This window comes from Streptomyces sp. WM6378 (assembly GCF_001279695.1).
Lineage (GTDB): Bacteria > Actinomycetota > Actinomycetes > Streptomycetales > Streptomycetaceae > Streptomyces.
The window spans coordinates 1-25,379 of sequence record NZ_LGDD01000005.1; the positions used below are offsets into that span (position 1 = coordinate 1).

Genomic DNA, 25,379 nt, shown 5'->3' on the forward strand with positions numbered 1-25,379 from the left:
GGGGGGGGGTTTGTGGGGGAAGGGGGCCCGGCGGCCAAAGGTCCCCGAAAACCCCGTTTCCCGCCCCAGTGTCCCCCGCACCTGCAACCCCCCCGCCCCGACCACGGGCCCCGCCACCCCCGCCCCCGGCGGGCACCCCACGGTCACGGTGACCGTCACCGTCACGGAGTCCTTCCGCGGCAAGTAGCGCGCAGCGCACGAGCCGAGCCGCCCCCACCATGAGCCGGAACGCCGGAACGCGTTGAGTAGCATGCGGTTACCTGATCAACGCGACCAAGGAGGACCGGACCGTGGCCGGAGAGCCGCAGGCCGACTGCCTGTTCTGCAAAATCGTCTCGGGCGATGTCCCGGCGACCGTCGTGCGGGAGACCGAGACGGCCGTGGCCTTCCGCGACATCAACCCCCAGGCGCCCACTCACATCCTGGTCATCCCCAAGGTCCACCACCCCGACGCCGCAGCCCTCGCCGCCGCCGAACCGGCGATCCTCGCGGACGTGGTGCGCGAGGCCGGGGAGGTCGCCCGCGAGGAGAAGGTCGACGGCACCGGCTACCGGATCGTCTTCAACACCGGCAGCGGCGCCGGCCAGACCGTCTTCCACGCGCACGCACACGTCCTGGGCGGCCGCGGCCTTCAGTGGCCGCCCGGATAAAAGCCTGTTCGGACACCTGCTCCAACCACCCCGCACAGCCCGCACAGCAAGGCAACCCACCGTGTCCGTACGTGAATTGGTGGTGCTCGGCACCGCCAGCCAGGTCCCCACCCGGCACCGCAACCACAACGGCTATCTGCTGCGCTGGGACGGCGAGGGCGTCCTCTTCGACCCCGGCGAGGGCACCCAGCGGCAGATGCTGCGGGCCGGGGTCGCCGCCCACGACATCAACCGGATCTGCGTCACGCACTTCCACGGTGACCACTCGCTGGGCCTGGCCGGGGTGATCCAGCGGATCAACCTCGACCGGGTCCCGCACCCGGTCACCGCGCACTACCCGCTCAGCGGCGAGCACTTCTTCGAGCGGCTGCGGTACGCCACGGCCTACCGCGAATCCGTACCGCTGGCCCAGGAGCCGGTCGCGGGCGAGGGCGCGGTGCTGGCCACGACGGCCTCGTACACCCTTGAGGCACGCAGGCTGTCGCACCCCGTCGAGTCGTACGGCTACCGGATCGTCGAGCCGGACGGGCGGCGGATACTGCCCGAGCTGCTCGCCGAGCGCGGCATCAAGGGCCCCGACGTGGGGCGCCTGCAACGCGAGGGCGAGCTGAACGGCGTCACCCTCGACGACGTCAGCGAGGTCCGGCGGGGGCAGCGGTTCGCGTTCGTCATGGACACCCGCCTGTGCGAGGGCGTGAGCGTCCTCGCGGACGGCTGCGACATGCTGGTCATCGAGTCGACGTTCCTGGACGGTGACTTCCAACTGGCCGTGGACCACGGCCACTTGACGGCAGGTCAGGCCGCTTCGGTGGCCCGTGACGCGGGCGTGCGCCACCTCGTGCTCACGCACTTCTCGCAGCGGTACTCCGACCCCGGGGAATTCGAGCGGCAGGCACGGGCCGCCGGGTACGAGGGCGAACTGACCGTGGCCGCGGACCTCGTCAGGGTCCCGGTCCCCAAACGCACGCCCTGAGGCGCCACCGTCGCAAGCCCCCCTTCTGAAGCGTCACCGTGTGAAGCACCCCGCTGAAGCCCCCTGAAGCACGACCCCCTGGAAAGCCCCCATGCCCCTCCCCATCCCCAAGGCCGAACTCCACCTCCACATCGAAGGCACCCTCGAACCCGAGCTGGCCTTCGAACTCGCCGCGCGCAACGGCATCGAGCTGCCGTACGCCGACACCGAGGAACTGCGCAAGGCGTACCTCTTCGACGACCTGCAGTCCTTCCTGAACCTGTACTACTCGCTGATGACGGTGCTGCGGACGGAGGAGGACTTCGCCTCGCTGGCCGACGCGTACCTGGCCCGGGCCGCCACCCAGGGCGTGCGCCACGCCGAGATCTTCTTCGACCCGCAGGCGCACATCTCGCGGGGCGTGCCCATCGGCACGGTGGTGGAGGGCCTGTGGCGCGCCCTGTCGGTAAGCGAGGAGCGGCACGGCATCTCCACTCGCCTCATCCTCTGCTTCCTGCGGGACGAGCCGGCCGAGTCGGCGCTGCTCACGCTGGAGGCGGCGCGGCCGTACCTGGACCGGATCACTGGCGTCGGGCTGGACTCGGCGGAGGTCGGCCACCCGCCGGCCAAGTTCCGCGAGGTGTACGAACTGGCCGCCTCGCTCGGGCTGCGCCGGGTCGCGCACGCGGGGGAGGAGGGGCCGCCCGAGTACATCACCGAGGCGCTCGACGTGCTGGGCGTGGAGCGCATCGACCACGGCCTGCGCGCGCTGGAATCCCCGGAACTGGTGGCCCGCCTGGCCCGCGACCGCATCCCCCTCACCCTGTGCCCCCTCTCGAACGTACGCCTGCGCGCGATCGACACCCTGGAGCAGCACCCGCTGCCCGCGATGATGGACGCGGGGCTGCTGTGCACGGTCAACTCCGATGACCCGGCGTACTTCGGGGGGTACGTGGACGACACGTTCCACGCGGTACGGGAGGCGCTCGGGGTGTCCCGCGAGCGCCTGAGGGAGCTGGCGCGGAACTCGTTCGAGGCGGCGTTCCTGGAGGGGGAGGAGGGGCGGAGGGAGCGGTACCTGGCGGAGGTGGAGGCGTACGACTTCGACGCGGAGTAGTTGGCTGGGGGGCCACCCTGCACGTGGCCCAGCGCCGCGTGGCTGAGCTCCTGGGGCTGCGCCCCAGACCCCGGCGGGTTCGCCCCCCCCCCCGCCCGTGCAAGGAGTCGAAAGGCCGAGCCCCGGGGCTCCGCCCTCGGACCCCGGGCGATGGCCCACCCGGCTGCCCATGCCGGGGGTCGTAAGGGTTGTGCCCTGGTGGATCCGCTCCAGCTTCTGCCCCTCAATCACCGGAGGGGGTGGATCCGTGGACGGATTTCGGCTGCCGACCGTGGGTGGTTGCTCGCGCAGTTCCCCGCGCCCCTAGCAGGGTCGTGCTGGCCGCGTCGGGCATCTTCAGCCCGTCATGGGGGTCCCCCCCTGGCCCTTGAGGCCTTGGGGGAGTTTGAGGACGAGCGCCCTTCAGGCGCGAACGGGGTCTGGGGCGGAGCCCCAGGAGTACCGACTGTCAGCCGAGCGAATTCCCCCGGAGGGTCTCGGGGAGGGGCGGGGTGGGGGAAAGCTCAGGACGCCAAGACCTTGCGGCGTCGCCTCGCCCGCGAGCTGATCGGGATCTCCGCGACCTCCTGCTCCGGCACCCCGATCTGCGGAAGCAGCGCGGACGAGGCCCCGGCCCGGCCCGCCGCCACGGCCGCCGCCGCACCACCCCGGCGCCGGATGGAGCCCGGCACCAGCGGCCGCCCGGCCGTGTGCAGCGCAACCGCCGTCAGCGGCACGGCGATCAGGAGCAGCAGGGTGCACAGCACCAACCCCATCCCCCGGTACCCCGCGTACTCCGACAGCAGGCTGCCCGTGAGCGGCCCGCAGGCGACCCCGAGGGAGGAGGCCGAGCCCGCGAGCACCGCCCAGCGGCCGCGCGGGTCGAGCGAGGCGGACAGGCCGATGAGGTAGGAGAGGACCACCGGGTAGAAGACGTTCCAGAGGATCTCGCCGGACGCGAAGGACACGAGGTCCCGCGCCGAGGAACTCGCCACGATGCAGCACGCGATGATCGCCGTGCCCGCCCCGATCGGCACCGCCCGCCCGAGCCGCGCGCCGAGCGCACCCGCGCCAAGGACGCCGAGCAGCCCCGCGCCGAGCCCGGCCGCGAAGACCATGCCGACGGTGACCTCGGTCAGCCCGGCCTGGGTGAGGCCGATCCGCCCGCTCACCCCCCACAGCGCGTTCTGCGCGAGGGACCAGCAGAGCATGGTGGCGGCCAGGACCGTACCGGAGCGGCGGTGGGGGAGCCGTACGCCCGTGGTCTCGACGGTTTCCACCGGGCGGCCCGAGTCGTACGCGTCCGGAAGCCGCCGCGTGGCGGGCCACACCAGCGCCGCCACCACCGCGATCGCGGCGAGCGGAGTGGCGTGCCCGCCGCCGAGGTGAGGGATCGTCAGATAGAGCGCGCCCGCCGTCGCGGACACCGAGAGCAGGCCCAGCGTGGAGGCCCGGTGGGGGTCGCGCTGGGCGGCGATACCGGCCGCGGCCACCGCCGTGGCCGTACCGGAGCCGAGGCCGCCGACCACCGCGCCCGCCACGACGAGCGGGACCAGGGTGGTCAGGGCGGCGCCGCCGTACCCCGTGATCGCGAGGAGCAGACCGAGTCTGGCGAGGCGGCGCGGGCCGTGCCGCTCCACTCGGGAGGCGAGGGTGAAACCGGCCGTCGCCGAGCTCAACAGCAGGGTGGAGCCGACCAGTCCGGCTTGCGTGGGCGAGAGCCCGAGCCCTGCCGAGAGGCGGCCGACGACGGTGGGAAGGAGGTACGCGGCGAGGTAGCCGGCGGTGAAGACGGCGACCAGGGGCCAGGCGGCACGGGAGCGTGCGGACATGGGCGTTCCAAGGAACAGTGCCCGTGGGGCAGGGAGGTCAAAGAGGGGGGAGGCGTCCGGTGTTGTACGGGATCGCGGGCCCAATTTGTATCAAGCGTCCCGAGTGCACGAAAAGCCGAGAGTCGGTGATCTGGGTCACATATTGTTTGGTCTGGGGGGGGTCGGGTAAACGAGCGAATTTCATTCGCGGGGAAGGGAGTTGGGGGTGGTCGCCGGAGGGTGGTTCCCTTGACGTCGGCTTGTTCACATACCTAGTCTCGATTTTTGTTGATGGACGAGGTTGGATTGCTTGTTGATGGACGAGATCGCATAGGGGAGATGTCGCCGTGCGCGGACAGCAGATCGCCGAGGTGCGGCTCACGCCGGTCCTCATCTCCGACCCCCCGCTCCTCAACGTCCAGGGCGTGCACCAGCCCTACACGCCCCGCCTGGTCGTCGAGGTCGTCACGGCCGACGGCACCACCGGAATCGGCGAGACGTACGGCGACGGCAAGTACCTCGAACTGGCCCGCCCGTACGCCGGGGCCGTGCTCGGGCACGACGTCGCCGACCTCAATGGGCTGTTCACGTTGGTGAACAAGATCGGGGTGTCTGACTCCCGGGTCGACGACTCGGTCGACGTCGGCGGACTGCGCGGCGTCCAGACCGCCGACAAGCTGCGCCTGTCCGTCGTCTCCGCGTTCGAGGTGGCCTGCCTGGACGCGCTCGGCAAGGCCCGGGGCGTGCCCGTGCACACCCTGCTCGGCGGCAAGGTCCGCGACAGCGTGGAGTACAGCGCGTACCTCTTCTACCGCTGGGCCGAACATCCCGACGGCGCGGGTGAGGAGGACGGCTGGGGCGCGGCTCTCGACCCCGCCGGGATCGTCGAGCAGGCCCGCCGCTTCGTGCGCGAGCACGGCTTCGCCTCCTTCAAGCTCAAGGGCGGCGTCTTTCCGCCCGAGCAGGAGGTCGCCGCGGTCCGCGCCCTGGCCGACGCCTTCCCCGGCCACCCGCTCCGGCTCGACCCCAACGGCGGCTGGACGCCAGGGACCTCGCTGCGGGTCGCCGCCGAACTCGCGGACGTACTCGAATATCTGGAGGACCCGGCGCCGGGCACCGCCGCGATGGCCGAGGTGTCGCGGGGCACGGGCGTGCCGCTCGCCACCAACATGTGCGTGACGACGTTCCCCGAGATCAGGCAGGCGTTCCTGACCGACGCCGTCCAGGTGGTCCTGTCCGACCACCACTACTGGGGCGGGCTGCGCAACACGCGTGAACTCGCCGCGATCTGCCGGGTGTTCGGGGTCGGCATGTCCATGCACTCCAACACCCACATGGGCATCAGCCTCGCCGCGATGACTCACGTCGCGGCGACCGTCCCCAACCTCGACCACGCCTGCGACAGCCACTACCCGTGGCAGACGGAGGACGTGATCACCGTCCGGCACGAGTTCCGCGAGGGACGCCTGATGGTGTCCGACGCCCCGGGCCTCGGCGTCGAACTCGACCGCGCCGAACTCGCCCGCCTCCACCGGCGCTGGCTCGACGACGACGGCACCCTGCGCGACCGCGACGACGCGGCCGCGATGCGCCGGGCGCCGGAGCACGCGGACTGGACGGTTCCGGAGCTGCCGCGCTGGTAGCGGCCCCCGGCCGGCGTACATCGGGCAGACTTGCCAGATCTGTACGCGAACGGAGAGCCCGCCGTGACGACACGACCCAGCAGAGAGCAGCCGCCCCACGAGCCCCAGTGGCCCGGCCCGGATTCCCCGCCCGGCCCTGCCGAGCCCGGCCACGCACCGGCGGACTGGCGTCGCCCCGGCGGCGCCGACTCCTTGACCGAGCGCCGTCACGCCTCGGGCGCCGAGCCACGCCGGCCCTCCCGGCTCGACCCGCTCGACGGACTGCGGGACCCGCGCGACCCGCCCTGCGACGTCTTCCTCACCGGCACGGTCTTCCTCGACATCATCTTCACCGGGCTCGACTCCGCCCCCGTCCGCGGCACCGAGTCCTGGGCGCGCGGCATGGGTTCGAGCCCCGGCGGCGTCGCCAACATGGCCACCGCGCTCGCCCGCCTGGGCCTGCGCACCTCGCTGGCCGCGGCCTTCGGCGACGACCACTACGGCGAGTACTGCTGGGACGCGCTCGAACAGGGCGAGGGCATCGACCTGTCGCTGTCGCGCACCGTGCCGGGCTGGCACTCCCCGGTCACCGTCTCCATGGCGTACGAGGGCGAACGCACCATGGTCACCCACGGCCACGAGGCGCCCCACGAAGTGTCCGCGCCCACCTGCCCGCCGCGCGCCCGGGCCGCCGTCGCCTCCCTGGTGCCGGGGCGCGGCGAGGGCTGGATCGCGGACGCGGCACGCTCCGGCGCGCGCGTCTTCGCGGACGTCGGCTGGGACGACACCGGCCGTTGGGACCTGGCCGGGCTCCCCGACCTCGAACACTGCGAGGCGTTCCTGCCCAACGCGGCCGAGGCGATGGCCTACACCCGCACCGACTGCCCGCGCGCGGCGGCCCGCGCCCTGGCCGAGAAGGTGCCGCTGGCGGTGGTGACGCTGGGGCCGGAGGGCGCGTACGCGGTGGACGGGGCGACGGGCGAGACGGCGGACGTGCCGGCCATCGAGGTGGAGGCGCTGGACCCGACAGGGGCGGGCGACGTCTTCGTGGCGGGCTTCGTCACCGGCACCCTGGCCGGCTGGCCGCTCGCGGACCGGCTCGCCTTCGCGGGGCTCACGGCGGCGCTGTCGGTCCAGGAGTTCGGGGGGTCGCTGTCGGCGCCGGGGTGGGCGGAGATCGCGGGCTGGTGGCAGAAGGTCCGCACCCTGGCCCACCAGGACCCGTCGGCCCTGCGCCGCTACACCTTCCTGACCGACCTCCTCCCGGGCGCCGCCCGCACCTGGCCCCTGCGCAGAGCAGTCCCCACCCTGGGCTTCCGCCACCCGGCGTGACCGGGTCGGCGGGGGCGCCCCGGCAGGAGCGGGGTGGAAAACCCCTCGGACGCCCGCGCAGCAAGTCGTACGCTTGGTATCCCAGAGGTTCCCGAGCAGCGAGAACCCTGCAACGGGAGGTATGTGCAGGCCACAGAGCCGGCCCATGACTCAGACACCCACACACCCGCAGGCGCACGCCCAGATCACCATTCCGGCCAAGCACCCCATGGTGACGATCCTGGGCTCCAGCGACTCCCTGCTGCGCGTGATCGAGAAGGCCTTCCCGTCGGCCGACATACACGTACGGGGCAATGTGATCAGCGCCGTGGGGGACGCGACGGAAGTCGCCCTCATTCAGCGGCTGTTCGACGAGATGATGCTGGTGCTCCGCACCGGACAGTCGATGACGGAGGACGCAGTGGAACGCTCGATCGCCATGCTCCGGGCGAATGGCAGCGCGAACGGCAACACGGCCAACGGGGACGGCAACCGTGAGACACCCGCCGAGGTGCTCACGCAGAACATCCTCTCCAGCCGCGGCCGCACCATCCGCCCCAAGACCCTCAACCAGAAGCGGTACGTCGACGCGATCGACAAGCACACGATCGTCTTCGGCATCGGCCCCGCCGGTACCGGCAAGACCTACCTCGCCATGGCCAAGGCGGTCCAGGCCCTGCAGTCCAAGCAGGTCACCCGGATCATCCTGACCAGACCGGCCGTGGAGGCCGGCGAGCGCCTGGGCTTCCTGCCCGGCACGCTCTACGAGAAGATCGACCCGTACCTGCGCCCGCTGTACGACGCCCTGCACGACATGCTCGACCCGGACTCGATCCCGCGCCTGATGGCGGCCGGAACGATCGAGGTGGCCCCGCTGGCGTACATGCGAGGCAGGACCCTCAACGACGCGTTCATCATCCTCGACGAGGCGCAGAACACCAGCGCCGAGCAGATGAAGATGTTCCTGACCAGGCTCGGCTTCGACTCGAAGATCGTCATCACGGGTGACGTCACGCAGGTCGACCTGCCGAACGGCACGAAGAGCGGTCTGCGGCAGGTCCAGGACATCCTGGACGGCGTCGAGGACGTGCACTTCTCCCGGCTCACCTCGCAGGATGTCGTACGGCACAAGCTCGTCGGCCGTATCGTCGATGCGTACGAGCAGTACGACAGCCGCCAGGGCCAGGACGGTCGGGGCGGCCGAAACGGGAAGTAGAGCAGAGCGCACCATGTCGATCGACGTCAACAACGAGTCCGGAACCGAGGTCGACGAGCAGGCGATCCTCGACATCGCCCGCTACGCCCTCACGCGGATGCGGATCCACCCGCTCTCCGAGCTCTCGGTGATCGTCGTGGACGGCGAGGCCATGGAGCAGCTGCACATCCAGTGGATGGACCTGCCGGGTCCGACCGATGTCATGTCCTTCCCGATGGACGAGCTGCGTCCGCCGTCGAAGGACGACGAGGAGCCCCCGCAGGGGCTCCTCGGTGACATCGTGCTGTGCCCCGAGGTCGCCAAGAAGCAGGGCGAGGACGCCGAGACGCAGCACTCCATGGACGAGGAGCTCCAGCTCCTCACCGTCCACGGCGTGCTGCACCTGCTCGGCTACGACCACGAGGAGCCGGACGAGAAGGCCGAGATGTTCGGTCTCCAGGCGGCGATCGTGGACGGCTGGCGCGCGGAGAAGGGCCTGACCGGTCCCTCCCCGGCGCCGACCGTCTCATGACCGGCCAACTGATCGCGGGCGCCGTCGCGCTGGTCGTCGTCGCCTGGCTAGCGGCCTGCGCAGAGGCCGGCATCGCCCGTACGTCCTCCTTCCGCGCGGAGGAGGCGGTCCGCACCGGGCGGCGCGGTAGCGCCAAGCTCGCCCAGATCGCCTCCGACCCGACGCGCTATCTCAACGTGGCCCTGCTGGTGCGGGTCGCCTGCGAGATGGCGGCGGGGGTCCTCGTCACGTACGTGTGCCTCAACGAGTTCGGCGAGACCTGGGCCGCGCTGCTCGTCGCCATCGGCGTGATGGTGCTCGTCTCGTACGTCGCGGTCGGCGTCTCGCCCCGCACCATCGGCCGGCAGCACCCCCTGAACACCGCGACGGTGGCCGCGTACGTGCTGCTGCCGCTGGCCAGGATCATGGGGCCGATCCCGCAGCTCCTGATCCTGCTCGGCAACGCGCTCACCCCCGGAAAGGGCTTCCGCAAGGGGCCGTTCGCGTCCGAGGCCGAGCTGCGGGCGATGGTCGACCTCGCCGAGCAGGAGTCGCTGATCGAGGACGACGAGCGCCGGATGGTGCACTCGGTGTTCGAGCTGGGCGACACCCTGGTGCGCGAGGTCATGGTGCCGCGCACCGACCTCGTCTGCATCGAGCGGTACAAGACGATCCGCCAGGCCCTCACCCTCGCCCTGCGCTCCGGCTTCTCGCGGATCCCGGTGACCGGCGAGAACGAGGACGACATCGTCGGGATCGTCTATCTGAAGGACCTGGTGCGCAAGACGCACATCAACCGGGACTCCGAGGCCGATCTCGTCTCCACCGCCATGCGGCCCGCCGCCTTCGTGCCCGACACCAAGAACGCCGGTGACCTGCTGCGCGAGATGCAGCAGCAGCGCAGCCACGTCGCGGTCGTCATCGACGAGTACGGCGGTACCGCGGGCATCGTCACCATCGAGGACATCCTGGAGGAGATCGTCGGTGAGATCACCGACGAGTACGACCGCGAACTGCCGCCGGTCACCGAGCTCGCGGACGGCTGCTTCCGGGTGACCGCCCGGCTCGACATCGGCGACCTGGGCGAGCTGTTCGGCTTCGACGAGTTCGACGACGAGGACGTGGAGACGGTCGGCGGGCTGCTCGCCAAGTCGCTCGGCCGGGTGCCGATCGCGGGCGCCTCCGCCGTGGTGGAACTGCCCGACGCGCGCCGGCTGCGGCTCACCGCCGAGTCCCCGGCCGGCCGCCGCAACAAGATCGTCACCGTACTGGTGGAGCCGACCAAGGACGACGAGGGGAAGTGGAGCGCGGAGTGAAGCCCGAGCAACTGAGGGCGTTCTGCCTGGAGTTCAACGCGGCGACGGAGGAGTTCCCGTTCAACCCGGAGACCTCCGTCTTCAAGGTGCTCGGGAAGGTGTTCGCGCTCACCGCGCTCGACGGGAAGCCGCTCACCGTCAACCTCAAGTGCGACCCGGACGACGCGGTCCGGCTGCGCGAGGAGCACGCCGCGATCGTGCCGGGCTGGCACATGAACAAGCGGCACTGGAACACCGTGGACGTGGCCGGGCTCCCGGACCGGCTGGTCCGGGAGCTCATCGAGGACTCGTACGACCTGGTGGTCGCCGGTCTGCCGAAGGCCGAGCGGCTCCGGCTCGACCGGGCCTGACTCCTCAAGCCCGCTTGCGCAGGCCGAGGCCGACCAGGGCGGCCGCCGCGATCACGATCACCGCGTCGATCGCGAGCACCGTGCGCACCCCGTCGAACAGCGAGGCCTGCGTGGTGGCGAGCACGCCGAGCAACGGGATGCCGACGGTCAGGCCGACCTGCTGGGTGGTGGTGACGAGGCCGGTCGCCAGGCCCTGCTCCTCGTCCGGGACGCCGCTGGTCACGGTCACGCCGTACGAGATGATCGCGCCGAGGTGGCACATGCTGGCCAGCGAGACGGCGACGGTCGCGAGCAGGGCGCCCGACCCGGTGCCGAGGCCGAGCAGGGCGGCGATGAAGACGCCCTGGCCGAGCAGCGAGCCGACCAGGACCCGCCGGGCGCCGAAGCGGCCGATGAACTTGGCGGCGTACGTGCCGGCGACGGCCGAGGCGACGCCCTGGATGCCGAAGATCAGGCCGGTCTGGAAGGACGAGAGGCTCAGGGTCTCCTGGAGGTAGAGGGTCAGTACGAAGACGACCGTCGACATCATCGAGAAGGTGACCAGGCCGCCCAGGTTGCCCCAGGCCACCGTGCGGCGCTTCAGCATCGGCAGCGAGACCAGCGGTGCCGAGGCCTTCGACTCGACGACCACGAACGCGGCGAGCAGGGCGAGGCCCGCGAGCAGGGTGCCCCAGACGTCCACGCCGCCGAAGCCGCGCTGGGCCGCCGTCGACAGGGCGTAGATCACCGCGAGCAGACCGCCGGTGACGGTGACGGCGCCGGGCACGTCCAGGCGCGGCCGCTCGGGGGTGCGGGACTCGGGCAGCAGGCCGGGGGCGAGGACGAGCACGATCGCCGCGAAGGCCACCAGCAGGCCCATCGTGGAGCGCCAGCCCAGGGTGTCGGTCATGATGCCGCCGAGGACCATGCCGATGGTGAAGCCCAGCGACAGCAGAGTGCCGGAGATGCCCAGCGCCTTGTCGCGCAGCGGGCCCTCGGGGAACGTCGTGGTCAGCAGGGACATGCCGGTCGGCACGATGACGGCCGCGCCCAGGCCCTGCAGCGCGCGCCCGGTCAGGAAGGACGCCGGGTCCCAGGCGAGGGTGGCGAGCAGCGAGGCCGCGCCGAACAGCGCGAGGCCGGTCAGGAACAGCTTCTTGCGGCCGAAGAGGTCGGCGATGCGGCCGAACAGGAGCAGGAAGCCGCCCGACGGCAGGGCGAACGCGGTGACCGCCCACTGCAGTGCGGACTGGCTCAGGCCCAGGTCCTTGCCGAGCGCGGGCAGCGCCACGTTCAGTACGGAGAAGTCGAGCGCCACCATGAACTGGGCGGCGCAGAGCACGAAGAGGACCAGCTTGGCCCGGCCGGTCAGCCGGTCCGCCTGGGGAGCCGCCGTGTGCGGCCCGGTGATTGTCGTCTGTGTATCGATCGCCATGGCCACTACCTTCGCGGCCCGGGAATGCCCGTGGAGAGTGGGAACTTATCCTGTTGGTGGCACCACCAGGCAGCAGACAGGGGGAGTTCGTGGCTACACCGATCGACAAGCACCGCCGCAGTGAACTGCGCGAGTTCCTGATGAGCAGGCGGGCCAGGATCACCCCCAGGCAGGCCGGGCTGCCCGACGGCGGGGCCCGCCGCCGCACCCCGGGGCTGCGCCGCGAGGAGGTCGCCGTGCTCGCCGGGGTCGGGGTCTCCTGGTACCAGTGGCTGGAGCAGGGCCGCGACATCACGGTGTCGCCGCAGGTCCTTGACTCGGTGGGCCGGGTCCTCCAGCTGACCAGCGCCGAGCGCCGCCACCTGTACGTGCTCGCCGGGCTGAATCCGCCGGCGCCGGAGGTCGACCCTTCGAACGTCGACATGTGCCACGGGCTTCAGCGCCTGATCGACGCCTGGATGCCGTTCCCCGCGCACATCATGGACGCGTACTGGAACACGGTGATGTACAACGACGCGGCCGCGCTCGTCCTCGGGATGCGCCCGGAGATCGTGCAGAACTGTCTGCTCGCGTTCTTCAGCGACCCCATCTACCGTGCCCGCGCCAAGCGTTGGGACGAGATCGCCTGCACCGTCGTCGCCCAGTTCCGGGCGGCCTGTTCGGAGCGGCCCGACGACGAGGGGTTCCAGGCGGTCGTCGAACAGGCCAAGGAGCTCAGCCCGGAGTTCGTGGAGCTGTGGGAGCGGCGCGACGTCCAGCCCGGCGGGCTGCTCCGCAAGGAGATGGAGCACCCGCTCGTCGGCGCCCTGCACGTCGAGTCGACCCAACTGCGCGTCCCGGCCCGCCCGGACCTGGTGATCGTGCTGCACACCCCGCTGCCGAACACGGACACCGCCGAGAAGCTGGAGTGGCTGACGTCGCCGGAGGGCCGACGGGGGTCGATGTATCCGATCGCGGGCTGAGCCCCCGCGGCCTCGGTGCCCGGCACTCCTTATGCTCGGGGCATGACTCAGAGCACCGAACTCGACCCCGAGGACCGCAAGATCATCACGCTGGCGCGCAGCGCCCGGGCCCGCAACGGCGTGGCCGAGGGCGCCGCCGTGCGCGACGAGACCGGCCGCACGTACGTCGCCGGAACGGTCGAGCTCGCCTCCCTGAAGCTGTCCGCCCTCCAGACCGCCGTAGCGATGGCGGTGGCCAGCGGCGCGAAGTCCCTGGAGGCGGCCGCCGTGGTGACAGAGGCACCCGGCCCCGCGGAAGCGGACCTGTCGGCGGTACGGGACCTGGGCGGCCCCGACACCCCGGTCCTGCTCGCGGGCCCGGACGGGGAAGTACGGGCCAGGGCCTGAGCCGAGGGGGCGACGGACGCCCCGCCCCCCTTTCCTCCCCTGTCCCTTAAGAATCAAGGCGATGGCCCTTGCAATCCCGAGCGGCCCGCGCATCAATGGACGACAGTCGATCCGACGGTCCGTCAGATTCGCGGGCGGTCGGCACGGGGCGCAGAGCCGCAGCCCCGCGCCGGAGTCGGATGCGCTCCCTCCGCGCAGTTGCCGCAGCCCCTGCAGAGCCATGCCCGCACGCCCGCGCACCCGTGCGCGTGGGCCAACCGGGGGCCGCTGCGCGGTCGTGTGCCGATGACGCGGCAGACGATCAACTCCCTGTAACGGGAAGGGGAATCATGCGTAAGAGCACCAGAAGGCCGGTCGCGCGGGCCGCACTCGCGGTGGGGGCGGTGGCCGTGGCGGGCCTCGCGTTCGCGCCGAGCGCGGCCGCCGTCTCGCCGGGCTCGGCGACCGCCACGTACGACTGCGGGAGCTGGGGCGGTGGCGGTGCCACGCTCACCGCGACCCAGAGCGGTACGGCCGCGACCATCACGCTGACCTCGGCCGTCACCACGCCGGTCGCCGTCGGCGCCAACCAGATCAGCGCGAACCTGACCCTCGCCAAGGGCGCGGGCGGCACCACGGTGTTCAGCGGCCAGGCCAACCCCGCGCTCAGCGCGGGCGACCCGGTCACGATCGGCCCGCTGAACGGGACCGTCGCCTCCGGTGACAGCCTCGACTCGTACTTCGCCGGCACCGCCCTGTCGATGACGATCTTCGGGGTCTCGGTGAACTGCGACGCGACGACCTCGCAGGCGCCGGGCCCGTTCGTCTTCGACTGATCCGCGCGGAGGCAACAGGCACGCACCACGCAGAACGAGCCGGTGCCGTCCCGGGCGGCGCCGGCTTTCGTGTGGCCGCAGCACGCCCAAGTGGCCTGAAATGCCAGGATCTTGACAGTATCTGATGGGTCATCAGTTGGTGCGGCGGGAGGGCATTGACTTCTTTTCGCCCCGAGCCGTCAATGGCTCCCTGTCGGCGCAGCCGAGCCGCGCTGTGCCACTTCAGGAAGGGGGGCAAGCCCATGTCGGAACGTCGAAGACGGCGTCTGGCCGCCGTATTGGGGGCGGTCGCGTTCGCCGCGGGGACCGGCGCGCTCGCCGCACCCGCGAGCGCACTGGCCGCGACGCCGGTCGACTTCGCCACGCACTGCATCCCGCCGGCCATCGCCGGAATCCCGCCGATCGACGGCACCACGAACGCGACCATCACCGTCGACAACGCCGCACCCAAGGTCGGCGACAAGGTCACCGTCACCTACACGGTGAACAAGCCCGCCGCCAGCAACCCCGTCGACATCGCCCTGCCCGCCGACATCATGACCCCGACCGGAAAGGTCGTCCTCGCGGGCGCCCAGACCGGCACCGTGGACGTGGCGGGCCCGAAGAAGAACGATCCGGTGCCCGGCAAGGGCGCGTTCCCGGCGTTCTCCATGAGCGGCAGCTTCACCGCCACCAAGGCCGGCGCGATCACCCTGTCGCCCGGCGACTACAACATCCACACCAGCTACATCATGGAGCTGGACACACCCTGCACCGTCACCAACCCGCCCGCCCCGGTCTCCGAGACGGTCAACGCCACGGACGGCGGCGGACAGGTCAACCAGCGCGCGATCACGGCCTCCCCGGCCGCGGGCAACGCCGGTGACCGCACGACGGTCACCGGGTCCAAGTTCACCCCGAACGCGGACGTCACCGTCGCGGGCTGGAACGGCACCGCCACCACCGCCGACAAGATCACCTTCAAGTCGGACGCCAACGGCGGCTTCACCGCCCGGCCGGCGATCAAGGACCCGGCGACCACCGGGATCGTGGCCTACGAAGGGGCGGCCTGGGACCCGGCGAACGGCGCGGGCCCGGTGGCGTACAAGGTCAACAGCGGACCGCCGCCGACCGGACCGAGCCAGAAGCTCAACGCGGCCGTGACCGCGGGCACCCTCGCGATGTCCCAGGCCGGTGACAGCGTCGACCTGGGCGCGGTCGACTTCGGCAAGGGCGGCGCCTCCACCGGCGATCTGAAGACCGTGACGGTCCAGGACTTCCGCGGCGGCCCCGCGGGCTGGTCCCTGACCGGCAAGGTCACCAACTTCACCGGCCCCGGCGGCTCCATCGACGCGGGCAAGCTCAGCTGGACACCGGCGTGCGCCACCAAGCCCGGCTCCCCGTCCGTGTGCGCCGCGGGCTCGGCCGGCAGCGTGGGCAGCGCGGGAGCCACCCTCGCCTCCACCCCGAACGCGGCGCTCACCGGCGGCGAGTTCACCGTGGACGCGAAGCTCTCGCTGGACGTGCCGGCGTTCACCGCGCCCGGCGCCTACAGCGGCGTACTGACCCTCACCCTCACCTGATGTCCACTCGTGGGCCGGGCGCGCACCCGGCCGGCCCACCCGTCCCCGGGGGTCCCGCACCGTGCGCAAGCTGTCCGCACTCCTCCTGGCCGCCGTGCTCGCCGTGCTCGCCGCGCCCGCGGCCCGCGCCGCCGACAACGGCAACTGGTCCGTCTTCCCCGCCTCCACGGGCAGCGCCCAGCGCCCGTACTTCTACCTCTCCGCCGACCCCGGCACCACCCTCGCCGACAAGGTGACCGTCACCAACAAGACGTCGGTGCCGCTGACCTTCCGGCTGTACGGGGCGGACGCGTACAACACCGAGCGCGACGGCGGGTTCGCCGTGCGCTCGGAGCAGGAGCACCAGAGCGGGGTGGGGGCCTGGGCCAAGCCCGCCCAGAGCGTGATCACCGTCCCGGCCCGTTCCTCGGTCACCGTGCCCTTCACGCTCGCCGTGCCGCCGGACGCCGAGCCCGGCGACCACGTCGGCGCCCTGGTCGCGCTCGACGACCGCGTCGCGCCGGGAACGGCCGCCGACGGCAAGGTCGCCGTCGGCATCCAGCAGGCCGTGGGCGCCCGGGTCTATCTGCGCGTCGGCGGTCCCACCGTCCCCGCCCTCGCCGTCGAGCACGTCTCGCTCGCCCAGCACCGGCCGCTGGTCCCCGGCACCGGGGAGAGCCGCACCGACATCACGTACACCCTGCACAACCGGGGCAACGTCACGCTCAACCCCAAGGTCGACCTGAGCGCGACCGGACTCTTCGGCCGCACGCTGCTCAGCCGCAACCTGACCAAAGTCCCCTCCGAGCTGTTGCCCGGGCAGCAGGTCACACTCACCGAGGCGTGGCACGGGGCTCCCCAACTCGACTGGGGCGACGTCAAGTTGACCGCAAGCGCCAAGGACGCGCGGGGCTCGGCGGCGGCCTCCTTCCTGGCCCTGCCCTGGCTGGCCGGGGGAGTCCTCCTCGCCGCCGCCCTCGCCTTGGTCGCCCAGCGGATCGTGCGCCGTCGTATCGTGGCCCGGTCATGACACGTACGGCAGGTGAGGGGCAACCGTCATGCGGACGGGGCGCAGGGAAAAGCTGACGGGGTACGCGGCGGTGCTGGCGGCGCTGGTCACGGTCGCGGGGTGCGGCGGCTCGGGGGACGCGGCGTCGGAGAAATCCGCGTCGCCCGCCCAGGGCGCGGCCAAGCCCGCCGTCGGGGGCAAGCCGTTCACCCAGGCGCAGACCGACGCGGCGCTGCTCACCGCGCGGGAAGTCGGCGCGGGCTGGGCCGAGGACCAGGAGCCGGCGGACAGCCCCTCCGAGGACGTCAGCGGCGGCGACAACTCGGACGTCGGCGCCGAGGGCGGTACCGAGAGCACCAACAGCGCGCAGTGCGACACGTACATGGAGACGTGGAACGGGCCCAAGGAGGGCCAGGACGCGGCGAGTTCGACCCGCGACTACGCCAAGGACTCCGACACCGAGCACCTCACGTTCCGGGTCGTGGCGTATCCCTCCGCCGAGGAGGCGGCCAAGGCGGTCGCGGCCTCCCGCGCGCTGCCCGCCGCCTGCGACGGGGGCTCGCTCGACTTCAACTGGGGCGGGCCCGAGAAGAGCGAGGTCAAGCCGGAGAGCGTGGCGAAGCTGGGCGACGAGTCGGTGGGCATGCGGGTCACGGCGCCACTGGCCTCGGTGCCGGGCACCGAGCTCCACATGCAGGTCCTCACCGTCCGCGAGGGCGCGAACGTCTCGACGGTGACCTTCGCCGCCCAGACCCCGGCGGACCCGGCCCTGCTCCCCGCGCTCCTGGCGAAGGCCGCCGCCCGCCTCCACACGGTGGCCCAGGGCGCTACACCCCAGCCGTAGGGGTGCCGGGACGTGGGGCCGGGCCCCGCGCGGGGCCCGTTTCCGGCGGGCTGGGCGGCGGGGCCCCCGGGATCGGGGAGAATGGGCGGCATGAGCGCTCGTACCCCTGCCGCTGACACCGCCGCCGAACCCACCCACCGGGCCGGCTTCGCCTGCTTCGTCGGCCGCCCCAACGCGGGCAAGTCCACCCTCACGAACGCTCTGGTCGGGCAGAAGGTGGCCATCACCTCCAACCGCCCGCAGACCACCCGGCACACCGTGCGCGGCATCGTGCACCGCCCGGACGCCCAGCTGATCCTGGTGGACACCCCCGGCCTCCACAAGCCGCGCACCCTGCTCGGCGAGCGCCTCAACGACGTGGTCCGCACCACGTGGGCCGAGGTCGACGTGATCGGCTTCTGCCTGCCCGCCGACCAGAAGCTCGGCCCCGGCGATAAGTTCATCGCCAAGGAACTCGCCGGGATCAAGAAGACCCCCAAGATCGCGATCGTCACCAAGACCGACCTGGTCGACTCCAAGACGCTCGCCGAGCAGCTCATCGCCGTGGACCAGCTCTCCAAGGAGCTCGGCTTCGAGTGGGCGCAGATCGTGCCGGTGTCGGCGGTCGGCGACCAGCAGGTCCAGCTCGTCGCGGACCTGATCATCCCGCTGCTGCCCGACAGCCCGCCGCTCTACCCCGAGGGCGACCTCACAGACGAGCCCGAGCAGGTCATGGTCGCCGAGCTGATCCGCGAGGCCGCCCTCGAAGGCGTACGGGACGAGCTGCCGCACTCCATCGCCGTCGTCGTGGAGGAAATGATTCCGCGCGAGGACCGGCCCGCCGACAAGCCGCTCCTGGACATCCACGCCAACGTCTACATCGAGCGCCCCAGCCAGAAGGGCATCATCATCGGCCCCAAGGGCAAGCGCCTGAAGGAGGTCGGCATGAAGTCCCGCAAGCACATCGAGGCACTCCTCGGCACGCCGGTCTTCCTCGACCTGCACGTCAAGGTCGCCAAGGACTGGCAGCGCGACCCCAAGCAGCTCCGCAAGCTCGGGTTCTGAGCACACCGACGCAACCGAAGACCCCCGCCGAGGCCCTGCCCGGCGGGGGTCTTCGCGTCGCGGCGAGGGCTACGCCACCTTCGGCGCGCACCTCATGCCGATGTAGCAGCAGGCCGTGCCGTCCTGGAGGGTGGAGAAGACGACCGGCATCCAGTCCGCGCTGTACGCGCCGGAGCCCGCGCCCGCGAACACCTTGTCCGTGACCGCGACGAGGTCCATCTCCAGCGGTGGCGAGAAGTCCTTCATGCCACCGACGAACTCGTACACCAGGTGCGGCTTGCCGTCCTCCGGCTCGGAGACGGTGATGAGGACGCCCTCGCGCTCGTACGTGCCGGTGAGCGGCGCGAAGTCCACCTCGACCGGCTCGGCCGGCGGCCCGAACGGCGCGGGCATCCGGACGCCGGCCAGCTCGCCGAGGAGGTCGGCGAAAAGCTCCTCGTAGAGGCGGCGCGCGTCGCCGCCGTTGGTCAGGAGCACCACCGCGACACCGGCGCTCGGCACCACGCGCAGGAAGCCGTACTGGCCGATCGAGGCGCCGTCGTGGCCGAAGCCCGTGATGCCGTTCCAGTCGTACAGAGTCCAGCCCAGGCCCCAGCCGTCCGCGTGGACGGTCCATTTGTCGGGGGAGTCGACCTCGCGGGTCTGCATCGCGGAGACGCTGCCCGGGGTCAGCACCCGCGTCCCGTCGGGGGCGGTGCCGCCGGCGAGGTGCAGCTGCGCGAGCCGGGCCACGTCACCGGCGCTGGCGATGACGCGTCCGTACGGGCCCGCCGAGCGCGGCATCATGTCCCAGGCCGGCGCCGGGGCGGGGTCCTCGCCGTACTCGCCGAGGTGGCCCATCGCGGCCCGGAAGCTGAGCGCCTCCTCGGGCAGCGTCATCGTGTGGGTCACGCCGAGCGGGGCGAGCAGCAGGTCCTTGAGCGCCTGGTCCCAGGTCGTGCCGGTGATCACCTCGATCATGCGGCCGAGCACGTTGAAGCCGAGGCTGCTGTAGGAGCAGGCGCTGCCGGACGGGCAGTCAAGGGCGACCCCCTTGGCGGCGTCGACGTACAGCTCAAGGCAGTCGTCACCGCGCCCGGAGTCGAAGGTGAAGTCGCAGGTCAGGCCGCTGGTGTGGGAGAGCAGTTGGCGCGGCGTGATGGTCCGGCTCGCCTCCTCGTCGGCGACGGTGAAGTCCGCGAGCACCTCGCGGACCGGCGCGTCCAGGTCCAGCTTGCCCGCGTCGACGAGCTGCATGACCAGGGTCGCGGTGTACGTCTTGGCGAGGGAGCCGAGCTGGAAGACCGAATCGGTGGTGGCTTCCACGCCGGTGCCGGTGTGCAGTATCCCGCTCGCCAGCTCGTGGATCTTGCCGCCGGTGAGCACGGCGAGGGTGGCACCGGGCACGTGGTGGGTCTGGCGCAGCCGGTCGAGCTTCGCCTGCCACTGGTCGAGGTGGACGCGCTCACCGCCGGAGTCGTCGGCGCCCCACTCGCCCTCGGCCCGCCAGTTGCCCCGCTCGTCCCAGCTCACGTTCTTCGACATGCCGCTTCCCCTCCAGTGATGCGTACCCCGTGCTCCCGATGCGCACACTGTACGCATGAGGGTGCGGCGTGCGCAAGGGGAGTCGATCTACGCGCCGAGGGCGCCCGCGCGGCCGGGCCGAAGCGCGGCTGCTCTCAATGGCCGTCAGGCGTCGGCCGGTTCGGCGATCAGGGCCGTGCCCGCCGGGCGGAACCCCAAGGTCGCGTACATCCGGGCCACGTCCGCGTCGCCCGCCGACAGAAAGACCGTCGCCGCCCCCTGGGCCCGCGCGTCCGCGACAAGGGCCGCGGTGACCGCACGCCCAAGGCCCCGGCGCCGCGCGGCGGGCAGCGTGCCGACCCCGACGATCTCGGTGACCGGGCCCACCGGGTTGTGCATCCCGGAGCAGAGCGGAAGGCCGTCCTCGATCGCCGCCGCCAGCGCCGTGCGGCCCGCCCGGATCCGCTCGGCGACCTGGCAGGACCGGCCGTCGCCGGCGCGGGCGGTGATCTCGGCGGCCAGCTCGGCCGGGCCCGCCGGGCCGACTCCCGTACCGGGCGCGGAGAATGCGAGATGGGGCACGACCAGGGCCGCGTGCAGCAGCGGATCGGCCGGGCCCAGCACACGGACCAGGGGGTGGGGCTCGGCGGTCGGCGCCTCGGGGTCCAGCACCATCAGCGGGTGCTCGTGCACCGCGAGGCCCGACTCCTCGACCGCTGCGCGCAGCCCGGGGCTCACCTCGGCGACCCACTCGAAGGCCTCGGGCGCGCCCAGCTCGCGCTGGCGGGCCCGCACCCGGTCGACATCGGCGGCCGTCACCGGCCCGGCGTGGCCGAGGGCGGGCCGTGCGTAGAAGGGCCAGCCCGCGCCCTCGCGGACGAAGAGGGTCAGCGGACCGAAGTCCTCGGCGCGGGCCGAACTCCTGGGCGCCGCATCGTAGTAGCGCTCAAGGTCGTCCAACTGGGTGCGGGCAGGCAGGCTCATGGTGCGCATCAAAGCAGCCGCCCGGCCGGCCCGCACCCCGGTTTCGGCGCCGCCTACGCGCCTTCCTTCAACACCCTGGTGATCAGGGCGCGTTGGGCCTCGGTCAGGCGCGGATCGGCGCAGTGCACCGTCCGGCCGTCCACGGTGATCTCGTAGTGGAAGCCGTCCGGCACGCCGATCGACGGCTCGGCGTGGCCCCCGTCGAGCGCCGCCTTCGCCAGGGCGTGCCATTCGGCGGCATCGGGCCGGCCCGAGGTGTCGACCTCGGCCCGGCGCTCGATGCCGGCGAATCCTCCTGTGCGGGAAACCTGGATACGCATGGCCTCTGTCTAGCAGCCCCTGTCCACTACGTCAGCGGGTGCGCGTCAGGAGGTCGGGACCCCCACCTGCGACCAGGCCTTCTGCACCGACTGGTACTCCGCGCCGTCGCCGTAGCGCGCCTTGGCCGCGGCCACCGTGAGCTTCGCGAAGTCCTTGAACATCGCCTGCGTGCCGAGGTGCCCGCCGGTGAGCACGTCGTACCAGATCTGCCCGGCCCGCTCCCAGGCCTTGCCGCCGAGCGCGTCGGCCAGCAGGTAGAAGGCGTGGTTGGGGATGCCCGAGTTGATGTGCACGCCGCCGTTGTCGCGGCCCGTGGTCACGTAGTGGTCCATCGTGGCGGGCTGCGGGTCCTTGCCGAGCACGACGTCGTCGTACGCCGTTCCCGGGGCCTTCATCGAGCGGAGCGCGTCGCCGTGGACGCCGGGCGCGAGCAGGCCCGCGCCGATGAGCCAGTCGGCCTGGTGGGCGTCCTGGTCGAGGGAGTACTGCTTGACGAGCGAGCCGAAGACGTCCGACATGGACTCGTTCAGGGCGCCCGGCTGGCCGAAGTAGGTGAGGTTAGCGGTGTGCTGGGTGACGCCGTGGGTGAGCTCGTGGCCGATGACGTCCACGGGCAGCGTGAAGTCCAGGAAGATCTGGCCGTCACCGTCGCCGAACACCATCTGGGTGCCGTTCCAGAAGGCGTTGTTGTAGCTGTGGTCGAAGTGGACCGACGCGTTCAGGGGCATCCCGTTGCCGTCGATCGAATGCCGCTGGTACGCCTTGAGGTACAGCTCGAAGGTCGCCCCGAGCCCCGCGTACGCGCGGTTCACGGTCGCGTCCTGGACGGGCTGCTCACCCTCGCCGCGGACCTTGTGGCCGGGCAGGGTGGTGGTGTGCTGGGCGTCGTAGACGGTGCGCTGCGGCTGGTCGGCGGCCGCGCCCGCGAGCGGCGGGACCGGCTCGGCGCCGAGGACGGTGGTCAGCCGGCGTTCGGTGCGCTGGGCGGCGTCCGCGATGAAGGTCCTGCGGGCGATGCGCGCGAGCGCGGGGTCCTCGGCCTCGATGAGCCGGTCGAAGACGTGGGGCGGAATGATGGTGCAGAAAACCGGGTTGGTGGTGGCGTCCATGCCGGGCAATGTGGCACTGGGTCATGGTGCTGTCACTAGTCGCCACCATGATTGTGAAGCGTGCTTTCTCTACGACTGTTCCCGGCCATTCGTGCCCACGAGATGCCGATGGCGAGGCATACGTCACCTTTTGTCCGAATCGGTTTCGGTGTCCCGCATACTGATACGGGACCGGCGCTCGCGCCGTCCCTCGGCTAGGCTGCGGCATCATGCGTATCGGGCTGCTTCTCCTTAGCTGCCGCGGCGAGGGCCTGTAGTCGTAGGCCGACCCCCTCCCCGCGGGATCTTGGTGTTGCGCTCGACAGTCGGCCGTCCCTCTCGCCAAGCATCGAGGAGCCGCACGCCATGTCTCAGCCCGTTGGTCGCCCGACCCCCGTCACCAACGCCACCCAGACGCAGAAGCCGTCCGGGATGCCGATCCACAAGTACGGTCAGTACGACGCCGTGGACATCCCCGACCGCACCTGGCCGAACGGCCGGATCACCAAGGCCCCGCGCTGGCTGTCGACCGACCTGCGAGACGGCAACCAGGCCCTGATCGACCCGATGAGCCCGGCCCGCAAGCGCGAGATGTTCGACCTGCTGGTGCGCATGGGCTACAAGGAGATCGAGGTCGGCTTCCCCTCCTCCGGCGAGACCGACTTCAACTTCGTGCGCTCCATCATCGAAGAGGGCGCGATCCCCGAGGACGTGACGATCTCCGTCCTGACCCAGGCCCGCGAAGAGCTGATCGAGCGCACGGTGGAGTCCCTGCGCGGCGCCCACCGCGCGACCGTGCACCTGTACAACGCGACCGCCCCCACCTTCCGCCGGGTCGTCTTCCGCGGCACCAAGGACCAGGTCAAGCAGATCGCCGTGGACGGCACCCGGCTGGTCATGGAGTACGCGGACAAGATCCTGGGCGACGAGACGATCTTCGGCTACCAGTACTCGCCCGAGATCTTCACGGACACCGAACTGGACTTCGCGCTGGAGGTCTGCGAGGCGGTGTGCGACGTCTGGCAGCCCGAGGAGGGCCGCGAGATCATCCTCAACCTGCCCGCCACGGTGGAGCGTTCGACCCCCTCGACGCACGCGGACCGCTTCGAGTGGATGAGCCGCAACCTGTCGCGCCGCGCGTACGTGTGCCTGTCCGTGCACCCCCACAACGACCGCGGTACGGCGGTGGCGGCCGCCGAGCTGGCGATCATGGCCGGCGCGGACCGCATCGAGGGCTGCCTGTTCGGCCAGGGCGAGCGCACCGGCAACGTCGACCTGGTGACCCTGGGCATGAACCTGTTCAGCCAGGGCGTGGACCCGCAGATCGACTTCTCCCAGATCGATGAAATTCGTCGGACGAGTGAGTACTGCAACCAGATGGAGATCCACCCGCGCCACCCCTACGCGGGCGACCTGGTCTACACCGCCTTCTCCGGCTCCCACCAGGACGCCATCAAGAAGGGCTTCGACGCGATGCAGGCGGACGCGGCCGCCGCGGGCAAGACGGTGGACGAGATCGAATGGGCGGTTCCGTACCTGCCCATCGACCCGAAGGACGTCGGCCGCTCGTACGAGGCCGTCATCCGGGTCAACTCGCAGTCGGGCAAGGGCGGAATCGCCTACGTCCTGAAGAACGACCACAAGCTGGACCTGCCGCGCCGGATGCAGATCGAGTTCTCGAAGATCATCCAGCAGAAGACGGACTCCGAGGGCGGCGAGGTCACCCCGGCCGCGATCTGGTCGGTCTTCCAGGACGAGTACCTGCCCAACCCGCAGAACGCCGCCGCTCGTTGGGGTCGCATCCAGCTGCGCTCGGGTCAGACGACGACGGACAAGGACGGCCGCGACACGCTGACCGTCGAGGCGGTCGTCGACGGCCAGGACACGGTCCTGACCGGCACCGGCAACGGCCCGATCTCGGCCTTCTTCGAGGCGCTGGCCGCGATCGGGGTCGACGCGCGGCTGCTGGACTACCAGGAGCACACGATGAGCGAGGGTGCGTCCGCGCAGGCCGCGTCGTACATCGAGTGCGCCATCGACGGGGTCGTGCTGTGGGGCATCGGCATCGATGCCAACACGACGCGGGCATCGCTGAAGGCGGTCATCTCGGCGGTCAACCGCGCATCCCGCTGACCCTGGCCCGGCCGAGGTGTGGGAGCCCTGCCCCCCCCACGCCCCCGCTCCTCAAACGCCGGAGGGGCTGGAGGTGGGTCGCCGTGGCCCGGCGGGGGCGCTGAGGCTCCGCCCCAGCCGTCGATGGCCCCTCCCCGCCCCTTCCCCAGACCCTCCGGGGGTGGGTGGGGTCGGGTTGGGGGCGGGTTGTGTGTGGTTGTTTCGGGTGCGGATCGTGGGTGGCTGGTCGCGCAGTTCCCCGCGCCCCTGGCGGCACCAGCCCTGGCGGGGTGCGTGCCCCAGCCCGTCCGGCCTCGTGCGCGCCGCCCGTGCAGGCACCCCAGCCTGTCCGGCGATTGAGGACGAGCGCCGCTCAGGTGCGAGCGGGGGTGCAGGGGGCGGGGCCCCCACCGGGGGTCGGGGCGGAGCCCCGGGGTGGGCCTTTTCCACCCCGCCCCCGGAGGGTTTCGGGGAGGGGCGGGGTGGGGAGACCGCCGCCCGCAGGGCCGCCCTGAGCTGAGGGTTTGGGGTGGCCCACCCC

The 25,379-nt window shown here is 71.6% G+C and carries 23 protein-coding genes; 17 read left to right on the plus strand and 6 right to left on the minus strand.

Features of this window, described 5'->3' with window-relative positions; genetic code table 11:
• Positions 1-290: 290 nt before the first annotated feature.
• From ADK54_RS01930 to ADK54_RS01940, 3 genes are all read left to right on the plus strand, one after another.
• The gene (locus tag ADK54_RS01930; RefSeq protein ID WP_053723711.1) at positions 291-650 is read left to right on the plus strand and encodes a histidine triad nucleotide-binding protein; all 360 of its coding nucleotides are present in this window, start codon (positions 291-293) and stop codon (positions 648-650) included.
• 61 nt (positions 651-711) lie between these two features.
• Complete coding sequence (locus ADK54_RS01935) at positions 712-1,623, plus strand: ribonuclease Z (protein WP_053723712.1); 912 nt, start codon at positions 712-714, stop codon at positions 1,621-1,623.
• Positions 1,624-1,714: 91 nt separating this feature from the next.
• Complete coding sequence (locus tag ADK54_RS01940) at positions 1,715-2,719, plus strand: adenosine deaminase (RefSeq protein WP_053723713.1); 1,005 nt, start codon at positions 1,715-1,717, stop codon at positions 2,717-2,719.
• A gap of 503 nt (positions 2,720-3,222) precedes the next feature.
• Here the strand turns inward: ADK54_RS01940 and ADK54_RS01945 are convergent.
• Positions 3,223-4,530, minus strand: coding sequence for an MFS transporter (locus tag ADK54_RS01945; protein WP_053723714.1), 1,308 nt, complete (start codon positions 4,528-4,530; stop codon positions 3,223-3,225).
• 326 nt (positions 4,531-4,856) lie between these two features.
• On the opposite strand from ADK54_RS01945, the gene ADK54_RS01950 reads away from it, so the two are divergent.
• The 6 genes from ADK54_RS01950 (at position 4,857) to ADK54_RS01975 (ending at position 10,814) form a co-directional block, all read left to right on the plus strand.
• A complete protein-coding gene (locus ADK54_RS01950; protein WP_053723715.1) occupies positions 4,857-6,152 on the plus strand; it encodes a glucarate dehydratase family protein in 1,296 nt (431 codons plus the stop codon).
• A 192-nt stretch (positions 6,153-6,344) separates the two neighbouring features.
• A complete protein-coding gene (locus tag ADK54_RS01955; protein WP_053723716.1) occupies positions 6,345-7,463 on the plus strand; it encodes a carbohydrate kinase family protein in 1,119 nt (372 codons plus the stop codon).
• A gap of 145 nt (positions 7,464-7,608) precedes the next feature.
• Positions 7,609-8,658 (plus strand): PhoH family protein, encoded by a 1,050-nt coding sequence (locus ADK54_RS01960; protein ID WP_053723717.1) that lies wholly within the window; start codon positions 7,609-7,611, stop codon positions 8,656-8,658.
• 13 nt (positions 8,659-8,671) lie between these two features.
• A complete protein-coding gene (ybeY, locus tag ADK54_RS01965) occupies positions 8,672-9,169 on the plus strand; it encodes an rRNA maturation RNase YbeY (RefSeq protein WP_053723718.1) in 498 nt (165 codons plus the stop codon).
• A complete protein-coding gene (locus ADK54_RS01970) occupies positions 9,166-10,464 on the plus strand; it encodes a hemolysin family protein (RefSeq protein WP_053723719.1) in 1,299 nt (432 codons plus the stop codon). The genes ybeY and ADK54_RS01970 overlap by 4 nt, the downstream gene beginning before the upstream one ends.
• On the plus strand, positions 10,461-10,814 hold the full coding sequence (locus ADK54_RS01975) for an MmcQ/YjbR family DNA-binding protein (RefSeq protein ID WP_053723732.1): 354 nt from the start codon (positions 10,461-10,463) through the stop codon (positions 10,812-10,814). Before ADK54_RS01970 ends, ADK54_RS01975 begins: the two co-directional genes overlap by 4 nt.
• 4 nt (positions 10,815-10,818) lie before the next feature.
• Here the strand turns inward: ADK54_RS01975 and ADK54_RS01980 are convergent, their stop codons facing one another.
• The gene (locus ADK54_RS01980) at positions 10,819-12,228 is read right to left on the minus strand and encodes an MFS transporter (RefSeq protein ID WP_053723720.1); all 1,410 of its coding nucleotides are present in this window, start codon (positions 12,226-12,228) and stop codon (positions 10,819-10,821) included.
• Positions 12,229-12,368: 140 nt separating this feature from the next.
• On the opposite strand from ADK54_RS01980, the gene ADK54_RS01985 reads away from it, so the two are divergent.
• From ADK54_RS01985 to era, 7 genes are all read left to right on the plus strand, one after another.
• The gene (locus tag ADK54_RS01985; RefSeq protein ID WP_199826840.1) at positions 12,369-13,190 is read left to right on the plus strand and encodes a helix-turn-helix transcriptional regulator; all 822 of its coding nucleotides are present in this window, start codon (positions 12,369-12,371) and stop codon (positions 13,188-13,190) included.
• A 42-nt stretch (positions 13,191-13,232) separates the two neighbouring features.
• The gene (locus tag ADK54_RS01990) at positions 13,233-13,577 is read left to right on the plus strand and encodes a cytidine deaminase (RefSeq protein WP_053723721.1); all 345 of its coding nucleotides are present in this window, start codon (positions 13,233-13,235) and stop codon (positions 13,575-13,577) included.
• 329 nt (positions 13,578-13,906) lie between these two features.
• On the plus strand, positions 13,907-14,392 hold the full coding sequence (locus ADK54_RS01995) for a hypothetical protein (RefSeq protein ID WP_053723722.1): 486 nt from the start codon (positions 13,907-13,909) through the stop codon (positions 14,390-14,392).
• A gap of 242 nt (positions 14,393-14,634) precedes the next feature.
• The gene (locus tag ADK54_RS02000) at positions 14,635-15,954 is read left to right on the plus strand and encodes a beta-xylosidase (RefSeq protein ID WP_199826839.1); all 1,320 of its coding nucleotides are present in this window, start codon (positions 14,635-14,637) and stop codon (positions 15,952-15,954) included.
• Between the two features lie 61 nt (positions 15,955-16,015).
• Complete coding sequence (locus ADK54_RS02005; protein ID WP_053723724.1) at positions 16,016-16,963, plus strand: WxL protein peptidoglycan domain-containing protein; 948 nt, start codon at positions 16,016-16,018, stop codon at positions 16,961-16,963.
• A 28-nt stretch (positions 16,964-16,991) separates the two neighbouring features.
• Positions 16,992-17,786 (plus strand): hypothetical protein, encoded by a 795-nt coding sequence (locus ADK54_RS02010; protein WP_053723725.1) that lies wholly within the window; start codon positions 16,992-16,994, stop codon positions 17,784-17,786.
• Positions 17,787-17,876: 90 nt separating this feature from the next.
• Positions 17,877-18,830, plus strand: a complete 954-nt coding sequence (gene era, locus ADK54_RS02015) for a GTPase Era (protein WP_078966069.1) — start codon at positions 17,877-17,879, stop codon at positions 18,828-18,830.
• Between the two features lie 69 nt (positions 18,831-18,899).
• On the opposite strand, the gene ADK54_RS02020 is transcribed toward era, so the two are convergent.
• From ADK54_RS02020 to ADK54_RS02035, 4 genes are all read right to left on the minus strand, one after another.
• Positions 18,900-20,354, minus strand: coding sequence for a serine hydrolase domain-containing protein (locus ADK54_RS02020; protein WP_053723727.1), 1,455 nt, complete (start codon positions 20,352-20,354; stop codon positions 18,900-18,902).
• Positions 20,355-20,498: 144 nt separating this feature from the next.
• A complete protein-coding gene (locus ADK54_RS02025; RefSeq protein WP_420717254.1) occupies positions 20,499-21,317 on the minus strand; it encodes a GNAT family N-acetyltransferase in 819 nt (272 codons plus the stop codon).
• Positions 21,318-21,370: 53 nt separating this feature from the next.
• Positions 21,371-21,637 (minus strand): protealysin inhibitor emfourin, encoded by a 267-nt coding sequence (locus ADK54_RS02030; RefSeq protein WP_053723729.1) that lies wholly within the window; start codon positions 21,635-21,637, stop codon positions 21,371-21,373.
• A 45-nt stretch (positions 21,638-21,682) separates the two neighbouring features.
• The gene (locus ADK54_RS02035; protein WP_053723730.1) at positions 21,683-22,747 is read right to left on the minus strand and encodes a M4 family metallopeptidase; all 1,065 of its coding nucleotides are present in this window, start codon (positions 22,745-22,747) and stop codon (positions 21,683-21,685) included.
• A 345-nt stretch (positions 22,748-23,092) separates the two neighbouring features.
• On the opposite strand from ADK54_RS02035, the gene leuA reads away from it, so the two are divergent.
• Entirely contained in the window at positions 23,093-24,859 is a 1,767-nt protein-coding gene (gene leuA, locus ADK54_RS02040) for a 2-isopropylmalate synthase (RefSeq protein WP_053723731.1), read from the plus strand.
• Positions 24,860-25,379 lie beyond the last annotated feature (520 nt).

Excerpts from the sequence above, each read along its gene's own strand:
- ADK54_RS01940 (WP_053723713.1), top strand. The coding sequence starts at position 1,715 with ATGCCCCTCCCCATCCCCAAGGCCGAACTCCACCTCCACATCGAAGGC.
- ADK54_RS01945 (WP_053723714.1), bottom strand. The coding sequence starts at position 4,530 with ATGTCCGCACGCTCCCGTGCCGCCTGGCCCCTGGTCGCCGTCTTCACC.
- ADK54_RS01960 (WP_053723717.1), top strand. The coding sequence starts at position 7,609 with ATGACTCAGACACCCACACACCCGCAGGCGCACGCCCAGATCACCATT.
- ybeY (WP_053723718.1), top strand. The coding sequence starts at position 8,672 with ATGTCGATCGACGTCAACAACGAGTCCGGAACCGAGGTCGACGAGCAG.
- ADK54_RS01970 (WP_053723719.1), top strand. The coding sequence starts at position 9,166 with ATGACCGGCCAACTGATCGCGGGCGCCGTCGCGCTGGTCGTCGTCGCC.
- ADK54_RS01980 (WP_053723720.1), bottom strand. The coding sequence starts at position 12,228 with ATGGCGATCGATACACAGACGACAATCACCGGGCCGCACACGGCGGCT.
- ADK54_RS01985 (WP_199826840.1), top strand. The coding sequence starts at position 12,369 with ATGAGCAGGCGGGCCAGGATCACCCCCAGGCAGGCCGGGCTGCCCGAC.
- ADK54_RS01990 (WP_053723721.1), top strand. The coding sequence starts at position 13,233 with ATGACTCAGAGCACCGAACTCGACCCCGAGGACCGCAAGATCATCACG.
- ADK54_RS01995 (WP_053723722.1), top strand. The coding sequence starts at position 13,907 with ATGCGTAAGAGCACCAGAAGGCCGGTCGCGCGGGCCGCACTCGCGGTG.
- ADK54_RS02000 (WP_199826839.1), top strand. The coding sequence starts at position 14,635 with ATGTCGGAACGTCGAAGACGGCGTCTGGCCGCCGTATTGGGGGCGGTC.
- ADK54_RS02010 (WP_053723725.1), top strand. The coding sequence starts at position 16,992 with ATGCGGACGGGGCGCAGGGAAAAGCTGACGGGGTACGCGGCGGTGCTG.
- era (WP_078966069.1), top strand. The coding sequence starts at position 17,877 with ATGAGCGCTCGTACCCCTGCCGCTGACACCGCCGCCGAACCCACCCAC.
- ADK54_RS02020 (WP_053723727.1), bottom strand. The coding sequence starts at position 20,354 with ATGTCGAAGAACGTGAGCTGGGACGAGCGGGGCAACTGGCGGGCCGAG.
- ADK54_RS02025 (WP_420717254.1), bottom strand. The coding sequence starts at position 21,317 with ATGAGCCTGCCTGCCCGCACCCAGTTGGACGACCTTGAGCGCTACTAC.
- ADK54_RS02030 (WP_053723729.1), bottom strand. The coding sequence starts at position 21,637 with ATGCGTATCCAGGTTTCCCGCACAGGAGGATTCGCCGGCATCGAGCGC.
- ADK54_RS02035 (WP_053723730.1), bottom strand. The coding sequence starts at position 22,747 with ATGGACGCCACCACCAACCCGGTTTTCTGCACCATCATTCCGCCCCAC.
- leuA (WP_053723731.1), top strand. The coding sequence starts at position 23,093 with ATGTCTCAGCCCGTTGGTCGCCCGACCCCCGTCACCAACGCCACCCAG.